Consider the following 15,166-nt stretch of genomic DNA (forward strand, 5'->3'; position numbering starts at 1 on the left):
GAGATAAAAATGAAAATTCGCGTAGGACAAGGTTACGATGTACACCAGTTGGTTGAAAATCGCCCCCTGATTTTGGGTGGGGTTCACATTGATTTTGAAAAAGGTTTGCTGGGGCATTCTGACGCAGACATTTTGCTGCACGCCATTACCGATGCGCTTTTGGGCGCGGCTGCTTTGGGCGACATTGGCAAATTTTTCCCCGACACCGCCCCCGAACACAAAGATGCCAACAGCCGCGAATTGCTGCGTGTGGCATATCAAGCGGTGCAACAGGCTGGCTGGCAAGTCATCAACGTGGACAGCACCATCATCGCGCAACAACCCAAATTGCGCCCCCACATTGATGCCATGCGCCAAAACATTGCCGATGATTTGGGCTTGCCCCTTGATTCGGTAAACGTGAAAGCGAAAACCAATGAAAAATTGGGCTATTTGGGTCGCATGGAAGGCATGGAAGCCCAAGCCATTGTCTTATTAAGCGAAATTTGATTTTTAGCTACGCTAAAACCCATATTGAAGGAAAAATCATGTCCAAACAAGATGAAATGAAACGCTTGGCAGCCGAAAAAGCGGTGGAATTTGTCCCTGAAAATGAATACATTGGCATTGGTACAGGCAGCACGGTCAATTTTTTCATTGAAGCATTGGGCAAAAGCGGCAAACAAATCAAAGGTGCCGTGTCCACATCACAAAAAAGTGCCGAACTGATGGCGCAATATGGCATTCCCGAAATCCACCCCAACGAAGCGATGAAATTGGCGGTGTACATTGACGGTGCCGATGAAATCAACCATTCGCTGCAAATGATTAAAGGTGGCGGTGGCGCACACCTGCCTGAAAAAATCGTGGCAAAATTATCGGAAAAATTCATTTGCATTGCCGATGAAAGCAAATATGTGTCGCGTTTGGGCAAATTTCCTTTGCCGCTTGAAGTGGTGGGCATGGCACGTTCTATGGTGTCGCGCCAAATTGTGAAAATGGGTGGGCAGCCTGAATTGCGTATTGGTTTCAAATCTTTGCATGGCAATGAAATTGTGGACGTGCGCGGTTTGGATTTGTCGCAACCTTTGACCATGGAACGCCAATTAAATGAAATCACAGGCATTGTGGAAAACGGTTTATTTGCCGAACGCCCTGCCGATTTGCTGATTTTGGCGCGTGAAAATGGTGTGGTTGAGTTGATTACGCCACATTAAATGCCCCATTCATCACCAACCCAAGCTGCCTGAACCCTTTTCAGGCAGTTTTGTTTTAAGGAAAAACACCATGTTCCAACCCAAAATCGCCTTTTTTGACATAGACCAAACCCTGTATTTGAAAAACGAAAACCGCGTTCCCGACAGCGCACGGCTCGCCCTGCAAAAACTGAATCAACGCGGCATCATCACCGCCATTGCCACAGGTCGGACTTTGGCGGTGCTGCCTGAAAGCATACGCGCCCTCATCGCCGAATGCGGCATAGAAATGCTGATTTCCGTAAACGGGCAATACATTGAATTTAAAGGTAAAGAGCTGATTTCATTTGCCATGCCACGCGATTGGATAGAACACATCGCCACCGCCTTGCAATCACAAAATGTGGATTACGCCTTTGTTTGCCGCAACGGTATTTTCGTGTCGCGCAACAATGCCCACATTCAGGCAGCCGCGCAAGATTTGAATTTGCCCTATTTTGTGGACGCGCTGGCGTATCAAAAATACGATGTTTATCAAATGCTTGGATTTTATCCTGCGGCTTTGTCTGCCCAAATTGAAGCCCTGTTGCCCCCCAACGTGAAAACAATCCGTTGGCATGAATTTGGTGTGGACATTTTGGACAAAAACGGCTCCAAAGCGCGTGGCATTTTGGCGGCTTTGGACAAATTGTCATTGAAAATTCAAGATACTATGGCATTTGGCGATGGCTTGAACGATGTGGACATGATTCAAGCCGTGCATTTGGGCGTGGCAATGGGCAATGCCGAGCCTGAACTCAAAGCCATTGCCGATTACATTGCCCCGAATATTGATGATGATGGCATTTATCGTGCCTTGGTGGATTTACAAATCATTGATTAAAAATAATTTAATTGCTGGTAATGCGTTTTGCCCACGCAAACAATTCATCTAAATCATCATCGCCACCATGCCCCTGCCCCCAAGGTAAACTGAAATCCACATCTTTGTTTTCATTTTGCAATTTGAGCGCAAGCAAAGCAGGAATCGCCAAAGACGTATCGCGGTCGTTCACGCCATGACGAATGCGGTAATATTTTGTTTTGGATTGAAAATTCATCGCGTTCATCATTTTCACAATGTGGGGGTCGGCTTTCAGGCTGCCTGAAACCGTGCTGTGTGTCGCGCCAAATTCGGTAAAATGCTTTTTATCCACATTGGCATCGCCAAACAAATTGTTCTCGCCTGTGGATAAATCCATGCCATCAAAGGCTGGGTGGTTTTTTGTCTGCCCACCGCTTTGGCGTAGGCATCAAAATCCACTTTGTCCACCGTGCCATTCACGTCCATTTTGCGATTGGTTTTGATAAGGGTCAGCCAATTTGCATTTTTTACTTCATCTATTTGATTTTTTGAATATTTTCCAAATTCATTATGCAAAACATTTTGTGCCGACAAAAGCAATATGCGCATGGGCATGTTCATTGCCACTTGCATTGCAGGCAGCCAAAGAAACCACCGTTGCACAAGCCAAAAGCATTTTATTCATCAAATTTTCCTTTCAAATCAATACAAACCCAATCAAATAAGAAATTTTATCACAATCATTCTTAAATAAGGCAAAATCAACATTTCCCAAATCATTAAATTGACTTAGAACCTGTGTTCGTCAAATTGATGACTTGATTTGATTGACAATTCTTGCGAATACAAAGCAAACCATTAAGATTATGAACGCAGATTCTTAATATTCGTTAAAATCACGATTTCATTTTTTGATGAGATAAAACCCATGCCCACCCTTTCCTACCCCACGCCAAATGCAAAAGAACGCAAAATAATCAATGACCTATTTCAATCATCACATGGCGATGTGTTTGCCTATTTGGGGCAACACAAAATAGAAGGCACAGGCGAAGTGATACGCGCCCTGCTGCCACAGGCACAGGCGGTGAGCGTGTTGTCGCGCAATAGCCAAAGCATTGTTTGTAAAATGGAAAAAATCGATGAGCGCGGTTTGTGGGCGTGCAGGCTGCCTGAAAGCCCAACCGACAGCAATCCCTATTTATTGCAAATTATCCAAAATAATCAAACCATTATTCAAGAAGACCCCTACCGTTTTGGCAGCTTTTTGGGCGACACCGACCATTGGCTGTTGGCGCAGGGCAAACATTTGCGCCCCTACGAAAAATTGGGCGCACATTTGCGTGAAATCAATGGGATACAAGGCGCGTATTTTGCCGTTTGGTCGCCCAATGCCCAGCGCGTTTCCGTGATTGGCGAATTCAACGATTGGGACGGGCGCGTTCATGTGATGCGCCGCCACCACGACACGGGCGTGTGGGAGATTTTCATTCCGCATGTGCCATTCAATGCCCTCTACAAATTTGAAATTCGGGACAAAAATGGCAATATCCGAGTCAAATCAGACCCTTATGCTTTTGCCACCGAATTGCGCCCCACCACCGCGTCTGTGTTGCGCGGGCTGCCTGAAAAAATGCCCGTACCCCAATTTCGCCAAAAAAACAATGCCATAGATGCCCCCATTTGCATTTACGAAGTGCATTTGGGTTCGTGGCGCAGAAAAGCGGACAATGCGTGGCTCACTTACACCGAATTGGCAGAGCAACTGATTGATTATGTAAAAGAAATGGGGTTTACCCACATTGAATTGTTGCCGATTTCAGAATACCCGTTTGACGGTTCGTGGGGCTATCAGGCAACGGGTTTGTATGCGCCAACCAGCCGTTTTGGTTCACCGCAAGAATTGCAATTTTTGGTGCAAAAGGCGCACGATAAGGGCATTTCGGTGATTTTAGACTGGGTTGTGGGGCATTTTCCCACCGATGAGCACGGCTTAATCCAATTTGACGGCACGGCATTGTACGAACACCAAGACCCACGCGAGGGCTATCACCAAGATTGGAACACGCTGATTTACAATTTTGGGCGCAATGAAGTCCGCAATTTTTTAACAGGTAACGCATTGTATTGGATAGAATATTTTGGCTTTGATGGCTTGCGCGTGGACGCGGTCGCGTCTATGGTGTACCGCGATTATTCGCGCAAAGATGGCGAGTGGATTCCCAATCGTTTCGGTGGGCGTGAAAATCTGGAAGCCATTGAATTTTTAAAAGAAACCAACACCATGTTGCAAGCGCAAAATCTGCACGCGGTGGGCATGGCGGAGGAATCCACCGCCTTCCCCAATGTAACCAAGTCGGAAGGCTTGAATTTTCAATACAAATGGAATATGGGTTGGATGAACGACACGCTGCGTTACATGAAAGAAGACTCCATTCATCGCAAACACCACCACAATTTGATGACTTTTGGCATGATGTATCAATACAGCGAAAATTACATTTTGCCTTTGTCGCATGACGAGGTGGTGCATGGCAAGGCTTCGCTGTTGGGCAAAATGGCGGGCGATTGTTGGCAGAAATTTGCCAATTTGCGGGCATATTATGGCTTTATGTATGGCTATCCTGGCAAAAAATTGCTGTTTATGGGCAATGAGTTTGCACAGGGGCGCGAGTGGGATTTTTCAGGCAGCCTTGATTGGCATTTGCTTGAACCCGAACATGGCGGCAAATGGCACAAGGGCGTACAGGATTTTGTGAAAAAATTAAATCATGTTTATCAAACACATACGCCGCTTTATCAACTTGACCAATGGCGCGATGGCTTTGCGTGGCTGGTGGCGGACGATGCGGAAAATTCGGTTTTTGTGTTTGAGCGGCAAGACCGTGAAGGCAACCGTTTGATTGTCATCAGCAATTTTACGCCTGTGGTGCGCGAAAATTACCGTTTTGGCGTGAATGTGGCGGGCGAATATGAAGTGATTTTAAATTCAGATGATGATGATTTTTGTGGCAGCGAAATTCAACTTTCAGGCAGCCTGAAAACGGAAAACCTTGAATCGCATGGCAAAAAACATTCTTTGAGTTTGACTTTGCCACCATTGGCAACCGTGTATTTATCTTGCCCAAAAAGCAAGCAAATTGCGCCCAACAAATCGGCACACCCAGCCACCAAATTGGCACAATCGGCTCCCAAACCCATCGGCAAAATGAAAAAGGGCAAGTAAGGGGTTTTCAGGCTGCCTGATGATGAATCATTGGGGATTTTTGTCTTTCACATTTGGATTTTGCACCATTTTGCCATTGAGCCAAGTGGCGTGGCGTATCCATGGTCGCGGCTGTTCCTGCCATTGATACAGGCATTGGCTGCACAATAATTGCTGTGGCGCGATATGGTGGCAGTACAAAAAACGGCATTTGGGGCAAACAATGTGGCTGTAAATTCGCATGAAAATTATCCTGAAATAAAACAACAAAATTTTAACAGACACTGATGTATGTATGTTAAAATCTGGGTTTGTTTTTTAATAAATAATTGAAAATGATGTTGAAAAAAATCACAACATGGTTTGCCCTAATGATTTTGTCGGCGTGTTCGCTGGTGCAATTTCAGCCCACCCAAACCCTAGACCACATTGATAAAACGCAAGGTTATCGCTTTGAAAATGCCGTTTCAGGCAGCCTGAAAGACGATACCCTCATCGTCATGATGTTTTCAGGTGGCGGCACACGCGCAGCCGCGCTGGGCTATGGCGTGCTTGAAACTTTACAACAACACCCCATACACATCAACGGACAAAAAACCGATTTGGTTCAAGCAGCCGATGTGGTTTATGGCGTGTCGGGCGGCAGCGTGTTGGCAGCCTATTACGCCCTACACGGCGCAGAAACCATACCCCGTTTTGAACAAAAATTTCTGAAACAAAACTTCCAACACCTTATTACCAAACAGGCTTTATCGTTTGCGAATATGCCACGTTTGGCATCGGCACAATTTGGGCGCAGCGATTTGTTGCAAGAGCAACTGGAAAACACCCTATTTGGCAATACCACGTTTGGCGATTTGGCAAAAAATCGCGCCAACCGCCCATTTGCCGTTATCAGCGCAACCGATATGGCGTTAGGTAATCGCATTGATTTTATTCAAGAAAACTTTGATGTTTTGTGTTTGAATTTATCCGATTTGAAAATTGCGCGGGCGGTTGCCGCGTCCAGTGCCGTGCCGTTTGTGTTTTCGCCCATCGTGTTAAACAATCATGGCGGTAATTGCGCCTACACCCTCCCCCCAAAATTAAACCAATCGCACCAAAGCTATGCCGATAAAAGCTTGAAAAACCGTATAGATTTATACAACGACAGCCAAAACCGACCCTATATTCACCTGCTGGACGGTGGCTTAACCGACAATTTGGGTATGCGTGGCGTGTTGGATTTAACCGATTCAGCCTTGGGGCAGGAAGTGATTCAACGCCTGCAAGAAAATCGCTTTAAACGATTGATTTTCATCAATGTAAACGCACAAAATCAGGTGGACAATACCATCAGCCACACCGCCAATGTGCCACAATTTGGCGATGTGATGTCGGCGATTATCAACATTCCCATAGACCAAAACTCACAAGAATCGCTCAAACGCATGGACGCATTCACCCAAGCGTGGCGCAAACAAAATCCCAATATCCCCATTCATTTTATCAGCGTGAATTTGCTGGATTTGCCACAAGGCGATTTGCGGCGCAAGGCTTTGAATTTGCCCACTTCATTTTATTTGCCGCACAGCGATGTGAATATTTTGAAACAATCGGCACGCATTTTACTCAAACAAAATCAAGAATTTGATAAATTATTGCGTGAGATGAAATAAGCACCCGTGTTCGCAAGATGAAAGGCTTGATTTGACCCATTATTTTACGAATACGATGAACGCAGGTGCTCAACTTTGTAGGGGTAATGTGTTGCGCATAAAAAATTTTCAGGCAGCCTGAAACCCATCGCCACATCAAAATAATTGAATGCGGCATTCAAAATTGGTAAAGGGGATTATGCCTTTTTCGGCAAAGTGTTATGATTGTGTGTTATCGTTTTGTTAATTTTTGTTTTTGATTTGCAAAATTTCGGAGTGCAGCCATGAATACCCCACAAACCCAATCCCCCAACGATATTGCCAGCAAAACCCTTGTGCTGATTTTGGCTGGCGGACGCGGTTCGCGTTTGCACGAAATGACCGACCAACGCGCCAAACCTGCCGTTTATTTTGGCGGGAATTGGCGCATTATTGATTTTACGCTGTCTAATTGCTTAAATTCCAATCTGTTGCGCATTGGCGTGATTACCCAATATGAGGCACACAGCCTGTTGCGCCACTTGCAACACGCTTGGTCATTTTTGCCACGCGAACGCGGTCAGTTTGTGGACATGCTGCCTGCACGTCAGCAAATGGGCGAAGACATGTGGTATCGCGGCACGGCAGACGCGGTGTGGCAAAATCTGCCCATTATGAAAGAACATTATCGCCCCAAATATGTGCTGATTTTGGCTGGCGACCACATTTACAAAATGGATTATATGAAGATGATTCAAGAACACATCCAAAGTGGCGCACGTTGCACAGTCGGCAGCATTGAAGTGAAAAAAGAAGAAGCCCGCGAATTTGGCATTATGGCGGTAAACGACAAACTGCAAGTACAAGCCTTTGTGGAAAAACCGCAAGACCCACCCACCATGCGCGAAAAACCCGATACTTCAATGGCATCAATGGGCATTTATGTGTTTGATTTTGATTATTTAACCCATGTTTTGGAAGACGAAATCAACAAAGGCGAAAAGAAAGATTTGGATTTTGGCAAACACCTGATGCCACGCGCCATGCACGAAGGCGTGTTGTATGCCCACCCCTTTGAAAAATCGTGCAAAGGGCGCACCAACGAGGGCGTAGCCTATTGGCGCGATGTTGGCACTTTGGACAGCTATTGGCAAACCCACATGGATTTGGTAACGGCACAACCGCATTTGAATTTGTTTGACCGCGATTGGGCAATACGCGGCTTGCCCACACAATCCATGCCCACCAAGTTTTTCAACGATGAGCGCGGCAAACATCTTTTGGATAACTCCTTGATTGCAGGGGGTTGTTTGATTACCAATGCCACCATTACCGAAAGCGTGTTGTTTGACAACATTGAAGTGAAAGACGGTTCGTCCATTCATCAAGCCGTGATTTTGCCCGATGTGCAAATTGGCAAAAATTGCCGTTTGCAAAATTGCATTGTGGAACGCAAATGCCAAATCCCAGACGGCATGGTAATTGGCATGGACAAAGAACACGATAAAGCGCGTGGTTTCCGCGTGAGTTCAAGCGGCAAGGTTACTTTGATTACGCCCACCATATTGGAAAAATGGGCAGAATCGGAACGCGCCCAATCGCAGCAAGAACCCATGATTTGATTTTTTGAGAAATGGGGTTTTCAGGCTGCCTTACGGTACAGGACACCATCAAAGTTTTTGCCTTCGGCGACTTTTTAAAAAAGTAAGCCAAATAAGTTCATGCCGAACGGTTTCTTTTCCAAAAAATATTTCAGGCAGCCTGAAAGCCTTTCCCAGCAAAATATTGATTTTTATGATGAATGATAGAAATATAATCAATAACTTACTCAATCGTTACTTATGGCATTATCCTTTTATTTTGAATGTGGTGTTTTTGCTGTTTCATTTTAAATATCAGTTGCTTATCATTGCATTTGTCTGCTTGGCGATGTGCATATACAAAATGTACCGTTCCCATTTAAAGCCACAAAAATACATCGTCTTTTTTGATTTGAAAGGCATTCTTGAAAATAAGCAACTGTTTTTCAGCCGATTATTGCTTTGGACAATCGGTATTTTTATGATATGGATAACATGGATTGCGGAAAACACATCATGGGTCTGCGGCACTTACTGTTTCCACAGCCAGCTCGCACAACAATTTATGCAGGGCATGAGTTACACTTGCGGTTTATATTTACTGTTTTTGGCAATGATTGATATGAAAAAATGAAATGCAAGCATTTGTCCATTCGTAAACCATTTTCAGGCAGCCTGAAAACACTTCCCCCAATAAAATATTTAATCAACAAGGATTTGAATAATGAAAATCTTACACGCCACCTCCGAGCTTTATCCTTTAATCAAAACAGGTGGATTGGCTGACGTGCTGGGCGCATTGCCTTTGGCGCAACAGCAAAATGGCGATGATGTTCGCGTGGTTTTGCCCTATTACCATGATGTGAGACAAAAATTGCCGTTTACAGCAGAAGTGGCGCGGCGCGATACGTTTGGCGGCTATGTTGTGATTCGCTATGCCGAATTTCAGGGCATAGGCTTGTATTTGATTGATGCGCCCCATCTTTACGACCGACACGGCAATCCCTATCACAATGAATTTTATCAAGATTATGCCGATAATGTGATTCGTTTCGGCATTTTGGGCTGGGCGGCTGCCGCCATTGCCACGGGCATAGACCCACTTTGGGGCAAAGCCGATGTGTTGCACGCCCACGATTGGCAAGCGGGTCTTGCCCCTGCCTATTTAACCGCGTGGCACAGGCGCGATGTGAAAAGCGTGTTTACCATTCACAATATTGCCTATCAGGGCTGTTTTTACCCCCATCATTGGCGCGATTTGTGGCTGCCTGAATGGGTGCTGCAAGCCGAAGGTGCTGAATTTTATGGACAATTATCGTTTTTAAAATCAGGCTTGTATTATGCCGACCACATTACCACCGTCAGCCCCAGCTATGCCCATGAAATCACAGGCGATTTGGGTTCATACGGCATGGGCGGTTTACTGCGACACCGCCAAATGCAAGGCAAATTAAGCGGCATTTTAAACGGTGTGGACGCGCAAATCTGGAATCCCATCAGCGACCCGAATATCCCACAAAATTATGATTTGCAACAATTTCATTTAAAATCAAACAACAAACTGGCTTTGCAAAAACATTTCGGCTTAAATGAAAATGCGGCAAACCTTTTGACCGTCATGGTATCGCGTTTGACCGAGCAAAAAGGCGCGGATTTGTTGTGGGCGAGTTTGCACCGTTTGCTGCCTGAAAATCCGCATTTGCAATTTGCGCTTTTGGGAAGCGGTTCACCCGAATTGGAACGTGCATTCAATGACTTGGCGCAACAGTATCCGCAACAAGTGGGCGTACACATTGGTTATGATGAAAAATTGGCACACCGTTTGGTGGGCGGCGGCGATGTGATTGCCGTGCCGAGCCGTTTTGAGCCTTGCGGTTTGACGCAACTGTATGGCTTGAAATACGGCACTTTGCCTTTGGTACGCAAAACGGGCGGTTTGGCGGACACGGTGGCGCATGGCGAAACGGGCTTTGTGTTTGAACACGCCAATGTGGACGATTTGAGCGCGTGTTTTCAGGCAGCCTTAAACACTTGGCAAAACAAGGCTTTGTGGTCAAAATACTGCGCCAATGCCATGCAACAAGATTACGGTTGGCAACGCGCTGCACAAGCCTATCGCGCGATTTACGCTTGATTTTCAGGCAGCCTGAAAAGCCATTTTCAACAAAAAACAACATTTTATTTCATTCAAACCAGAGGTATTTATGGCAAAAACCACCCCCACAGCAGCAAAAAACCTGCTGACCACCTACGACTACATCAACCCCAAACCCGATGCCGAATTGGTACGCAAATCCATTGTTTACAAACTGATTTTCATTTTGGGCATAGACCCCAAAGACGCGACACCAGCCGATTGGCTCAATGCCGCCATGTTCGCCGCGCGTGATTTGAGTACCGAAAACTTCCTCTCCACCCGACAAATCCACGAAAAATTCAAAAAACGCACCGTGTATTATTTGTCTATGGAATTTTTGATGGGGCGCGCTTTTACCAACTCATTGATTAACCAAGACTTATATGGCGCATTTGAGCAAGCATTCAAAGAATTGGGCTTGAATTTAGCCGACATCAGCGAACAAGAAGCCGACCCCGCTTTGGGCAATGGCGGTTTGGGGCGTTTGGCAGCCTGTTTTTTGGATTCATTGGCAACTTTGCGCGTGCCTGCGGTGGGCTACGGCATTCGTTACCAATACGGCATGTTCAAACAAGAAATTGTGGACGGCAAACAAATTGAAAAACCCGATTTGTGGCTGGACAACGGCATGGCATGGCAGTTTGCGCGTCCTGCCAAGCGTTTCCCTGTGTCGTTTGGTGGCACTTTGGACACTTCTCATTACCCACCGCGCTGGAAGCCTGCCGAGCAAATCAATGCGGTGGCTTACGATGAAATTGTGCCTGCGTTTGGTGGACAAATTGCCAATCCTTTGCGTTTGTGGACGGCACACACGGGCGATTTGTTCAATTTGGCGAGCTTTAACGAAGGCGATTATTTCTCGTCTATGGAAGCGCAAATGAAAAATGAAACCATCGCCAACGTGCTTTATCCGAATGATGCGACTGCGGTAGGGCGAGAATTGCGTTTAAAACAAGAATATTTCTTGGTTTCCGCATCGGTGCAGGACATCATTGCGCGACATTTGTGCCGCTACGACAGCATACACACCCTGCCCGAAGACGTGGCAATTCACCTTAACGACACCCACCCCGTGTTGGCGATTCCCGAATTGATGCGGATTTTGATTGATGATTACTATCTGCCCTTTGACCAAGCGTGGGCGATGTGCCAAAAAATCTTCTCCTACACCAACCACACTTTAATGAGCGAGGCTTTGGAAAAATGGTCGGTGGACATGATGGCGCAACTGTTGCCGCGTCATTTGGACATCATCTACAAAATCAATCATCATTTCATTGAAAACGTGGTGCGTCCACAAGGCTACGATGACGATTTCATTCGCCGCGTTTCCATTATTGAAGAGGGCGAACAACGCCAAGTACGCATGGCTTGGCTGGCTGTGATTGCGTCTCACAAAGTCAATGGTGTGGCGAAAATCCATTCTGATTTAATGGTTTCGTCCTTGTTTGCGGATTTTGCGGCTTTGTTCCCCGAGCGTTTTACCAATGTAACCAATGGTGTTACACCACGCCGTTGGATTGCGGTTGCCAATCCGAAATTGGCGCGTTTTTTGGACAAGCATTTGGGCGGTTCAGGCTGGCTGACCGATTTGAATCAGTTGAATCAATTAAACAAATTGGTGGACAACAAAGACATTCAAAACGAATTTGCCAATGTGAAACACGCTGCCAAAGTGCGTTTGGCGGAGTACATTCAGCGCGAAATGAACATCACGATTAACCCAAACGCTTTGTTTGACGTGCAAATTAAGCGCATTCATGCCTACAAACGCCAGTCTATGAATGTGTTGCACATTGTGCATCGCTACAACCAAATTTTGAATAACCCGAATGCCGATTGGCAGCCTCGTGTGTTCATTTTGGCGGGCAAGGCGGCATCGTCCTATAACGAAGCAAAACAAACCATTCGTTTAATCAATGACATTGCCTATTTCATCAACCACGATGAACGTGTGCGCGATTTGATTAAGGTGGTGTTTATCCCCAATTACAGCGTGAGTTTGGCGGAATTGATTATTCCTGCGGCGGATTTGTCGGAACAAATTTCGCTGGCGGGCAAGGAAGCCTCTGGCACGAGCAACATGAAATTTGCGCTCAACGGGGCTTTAACCATTGGCACTTTGGACGGTGCAAACGTGGAAATTTTGCAACACGTTGGCGCGGAAAACATTTTCATTTTTGGCAACACGGTAGAGCAGGTGCAAACGCTGTATCGCAACGGTTACAATCCCTATGATTTTATTGACAATGACCCTGAATTGGCGCAAGTGGTCAATCAAATCGCGCAAGGTGCGTTTTCGCCCGATGAGCCACATCGCTACCACAAATTGATGCACAATCGCGATGAATTTCAACGTTATGCGGATTTCCGCAGCTATGTGAACGCGCAGGCGCAAGTGGACAAATTGTATCGCCAGCCTGAAAAATGGTATCGTGCGGCATTGGTTAATATGGCGAATATGGGTTATTTCTCGTCCGACCGTTCTATTGAAGATTATTGCCGTGAGATTTGGCGCATTGAGCCTGTGTCGGAACAGGAATTGCCGCGTTTGGCTTAATGGATTTGAAGTGGGTTTCAGGCAGCCTTTCGCTACCCTACAAAAAATAAAATGGTGTGTGTTGGGATTTGCGCTCTGTCGCCGCGCGAGCGACTTACTTTTTAAAAAGTAAGCCAAATAAATCAAAAAACAAAGCTTACTTCCATTTTATTCAATGGTTTAATCTTTTCAGGCTGAAACCCTTGCAAAACTCGGTTCGTAGGGGACAGATTTCATATCTGCCCTTTTTTCAATTTATTGATAACGCGATTTCGGGATAAAAGTGATTAATCAATTTAAGTCACTTTGCTCCCTCTCCCTGTGGGAGAGGGCTGGGGAGAGGGTATGCTGCTCAACAAGCCCTCTCTCCAACGCTTTCCCATAGGGAGAGAGGGCAGGTTTGTTGGCAAATTGACAGTGACTTATCCCGAGTTCACGTTATTGATAAAAATAAAAATTTCTGCAAGTCTAAACAGGACAGATGTGAAAGACGTAGGGGCGGATTTCATATCCGCCCCTTGTTCAATTTAGGGTTAATTCATTTCAAAATAAGACAAGTGTAGGGTGCCACTTGTTGCACCATTTTCCTGATAAAACATGGATTGGATACAATAAGTTGTACCCTACATTGCCCCAGTTTGTATTTGGTTTACCCTAAAACTCATTTCACTTGATTGCGCAAATATTGCACCAACAAAGGTACTGGGCGACCTGTTGCCCCTTTTGCCGCCCCCGATTTCCATGCTGTGCCAGCAATGTCCAAATGCGCCCAAGTCATGTTTTCGGCAAAATGCGCCAAGAACGTGCCAGCCGTAATCGTGCCAGCAGGACGACCGCCAATGTTTTGCAAATCGGCAAAATTGGATTTCAGTTGCTCTTTGTATTCGGGGAACAAGGGCATTTGCCATGCTTTGTCGTTGCTGTCGCGGGCTGCCTGCAACAATGCTTCGGCAAGTTCTTGATTGTTTGCCATCAAGCCGCTTGCCACATGACCCAGTGCAATGATGCACGCGCCCGTTAAAGTTGCCACATCAATCACGGCTTTGGGTTTGAAATTTTGTTCCACATAAGTGAGCGCATCGCACAACACCAAACGCCCTTCTGCGTCTGTGTTCAGGTTTTCAATGGTGGTGCCGTTCATGGCTTTAACGATGTCGCCTGGTTTGGCGGCGGCTGCGTCTGGCATATTTTCGCAAGTGGCAACCACCACCACCAAGTTGATGGGCAGCTTGGCTTTAACCGCCGCGATGAATGTGCCAATCACGGTTGCTGCACCGCACATATCGTATTTCATCTCGTCCATCGCCTCACCTGGTTTGAGCGAAATGCCGCCACTGTCAAAGGTCAAGCCTTTGCCCACCAACACAATGGGTTCAGCTGATTGGTCTGCTGCGCCAAAGTATTTCAATTCCAATAATTTGGGTTCTTGCACGCTGCCTTTTGCCACGCCCCAAAAAGAGGGCATATGGGCTTGAATGTAATCTTTGCCCAAGATTTTGGCGTCTGCGCCAAGGGCTTGGGCTTCGGCGGCGGCGGTTTCGGCTAAATAAGTGGGCGTGCAAACATTGGGGGCGGTGTTGCCCAAGTCTTTGCACAAATTCACGCCTGCCAACAAAGCCTGCGCTTGAATTAAGGCTGCCTGAATTTCATTTTCGTGCTTTTCATGCACAAATTCAATGGCTTGCAATTTGGCAGGATTGCTTTCTTTTTTATAATAATCAAAACGATAAACCGCCTCGCCCACTGCCGCCACCAGCGTTTCCACCACACGGGGGCTGTCCACATGGCAAAATGGTTGAATTTGCACAGACGCGCTTTCTTGTTTTGCCAACCATACGGCGGCTTCTTTGGCGGCTTTTTGCAAGGTTTCGGTTTTCAAATCGGCAAAACGCAACACGGCAATGTTTTTCAGGCTGCCTGAAACAATCAAATTGGCACTGGCAAAGCTGTCTTTTTCGCCCAATTCGCCAAACACGATTTGTGCGTGTTCATCGTTGAGCTGACTCAATTCTGTACAAACAAACAGTTGTGATTTTTGTGTTGGATTTTTTGATAAAGTGAAATTCATGG

12 protein-coding genes and 1 pseudogene are annotated in these 15,166 nt (G+C 46.1%); 9 read left to right on the forward strand and 4 right to left on the reverse strand.

The annotated features are described in order from the left end of the window. The first annotated feature begins 9 nt into the window (after nucleotides 1–9). From ispF to H3L97_RS00435, 3 genes are all read left to right on the forward strand, one after another. Nucleotides 10–489, forward strand: coding sequence for a 2-C-methyl-D-erythritol 2,4-cyclodiphosphate synthase (ispF, locus tag H3L97_RS00425; RefSeq protein ID WP_097114005.1), 480 nt, complete (start codon nucleotides 10–12; stop codon nucleotides 487–489). 38 nt (nucleotides 490–527) lie between these two features. Then, the gene (gene rpiA, locus H3L97_RS00430; protein ID WP_097114004.1) at nucleotides 528–1,196 is read left to right on the forward strand and encodes a ribose-5-phosphate isomerase RpiA; all 669 of its coding nucleotides are present in this window, start codon (nucleotides 528–530) and stop codon (nucleotides 1,194–1,196) included. Nucleotides 1,197–1,266: 70 nt separating this feature from the next. Then, nucleotides 1,267–2,058 carry a Cof-type HAD-IIB family hydrolase gene (locus H3L97_RS00435; RefSeq protein WP_097114003.1) on the forward strand — a complete coding sequence of 264 codons (792 nt, stop codon included), beginning with the start codon at nucleotides 1,267–1,269 and terminating at the stop codon, nucleotides 2,056–2,058. 7 nt (nucleotides 2,059–2,065) lie between these two features. On the opposite strand, the gene H3L97_RS00440 is transcribed toward H3L97_RS00435, so the two are convergent. Both H3L97_RS00440 and H3L97_RS12120 read right to left on the reverse strand, forming a co-directional pair. Then, complete coding sequence (locus tag H3L97_RS00440; RefSeq protein ID WP_182073079.1) at nucleotides 2,066–2,371, reverse strand: hypothetical protein; 306 nt, start codon at nucleotides 2,369–2,371, stop codon at nucleotides 2,066–2,068. Next, nucleotides 2,311–2,628 carry a hypothetical protein gene (locus H3L97_RS12120; RefSeq protein WP_143269117.1) on the reverse strand — a complete coding sequence of 106 codons (318 nt, stop codon included), beginning with the start codon at nucleotides 2,626–2,628 and terminating at the stop codon, nucleotides 2,311–2,313. Before H3L97_RS12120 ends, H3L97_RS00440 begins: the two co-directional genes overlap by 61 nt. Nucleotides 2,629–2,983: 355 nt before the next feature. Here H3L97_RS12120 and glgB point away from each other — a divergent pair. Further along, a pseudogene (glgB, locus tag H3L97_RS00450) lies at nucleotides 2,984–5,245 on the forward strand (1,4-alpha-glucan branching protein GlgB); the annotation flags it as partial. 27 nt (nucleotides 5,246–5,272) lie between these two features. On the opposite strand, the gene H3L97_RS00455 reads toward glgB, so the two are convergent. After that, on the reverse strand, nucleotides 5,273–5,467 hold the full coding sequence (locus H3L97_RS00455) for a hypothetical protein (protein ID WP_097113999.1): 195 nt from the start codon (nucleotides 5,465–5,467) through the stop codon (nucleotides 5,273–5,275). A gap of 92 nt (nucleotides 5,468–5,559) precedes the next feature. On the opposite strand from H3L97_RS00455, the gene H3L97_RS00460 reads away from it, so the two are divergent. The 5 genes from H3L97_RS00460 to H3L97_RS00480 all read left to right on the forward strand — a co-directional run bounded on the left by H3L97_RS00460 (nucleotide 5,560) and on the right by H3L97_RS00480 (nucleotide 13,117). Continuing rightward, nucleotides 5,560–6,882 (forward strand): patatin-like phospholipase family protein, encoded by a 1,323-nt coding sequence (locus H3L97_RS00460; RefSeq protein WP_224446334.1) that lies wholly within the window; start codon nucleotides 5,560–5,562, stop codon nucleotides 6,880–6,882. A gap of 263 nt (nucleotides 6,883–7,145) precedes the next feature. Continuing rightward, the gene (glgC, locus tag H3L97_RS00465) at nucleotides 7,146–8,462 is read left to right on the forward strand and encodes a glucose-1-phosphate adenylyltransferase (protein ID WP_097113998.1); all 1,317 of its coding nucleotides are present in this window, start codon (nucleotides 7,146–7,148) and stop codon (nucleotides 8,460–8,462) included. Nucleotides 8,463–8,634: 172 nt separating this feature from the next. Beyond that, complete coding sequence (locus H3L97_RS00470) at nucleotides 8,635–9,054, forward strand: hypothetical protein (protein WP_097113997.1); 420 nt, start codon at nucleotides 8,635–8,637, stop codon at nucleotides 9,052–9,054. A gap of 90 nt (nucleotides 9,055–9,144) precedes the next feature. Beyond that, nucleotides 9,145–10,554: a glycogen synthase GlgA gene (gene glgA / locus H3L97_RS00475; RefSeq protein ID WP_097113996.1), complete on the forward strand. Its 1,410-nt coding sequence runs from the start codon at nucleotides 9,145–9,147 to the stop codon at nucleotides 10,552–10,554. Nucleotides 10,555–10,624: 70 nt separating this feature from the next. Beyond that, nucleotides 10,625–13,117, forward strand: a complete 2,493-nt coding sequence (locus H3L97_RS00480; RefSeq protein WP_097113995.1) for a glycogen/starch/alpha-glucan phosphorylase — start codon at nucleotides 10,625–10,627, stop codon at nucleotides 13,115–13,117. A gap of 640 nt (nucleotides 13,118–13,757) precedes the next feature. On the opposite strand, the gene H3L97_RS00485 is transcribed toward H3L97_RS00480, so the two are convergent. Beyond that, nucleotides 13,758–15,164 carry a leucyl aminopeptidase gene (locus H3L97_RS00485; protein WP_097113994.1) on the reverse strand — a complete coding sequence of 469 codons (1,407 nt, stop codon included), beginning with the start codon at nucleotides 15,162–15,164 and terminating at the stop codon, nucleotides 13,758–13,760. Nucleotides 15,165–15,166: the final 2 nt, after the last annotated feature.

This window comes from Alysiella filiformis (genome assembly GCF_014054525.1).
Lineage (GTDB): Bacteria > Pseudomonadota > Gammaproteobacteria > Burkholderiales > Neisseriaceae > Simonsiella > Simonsiella filiformis.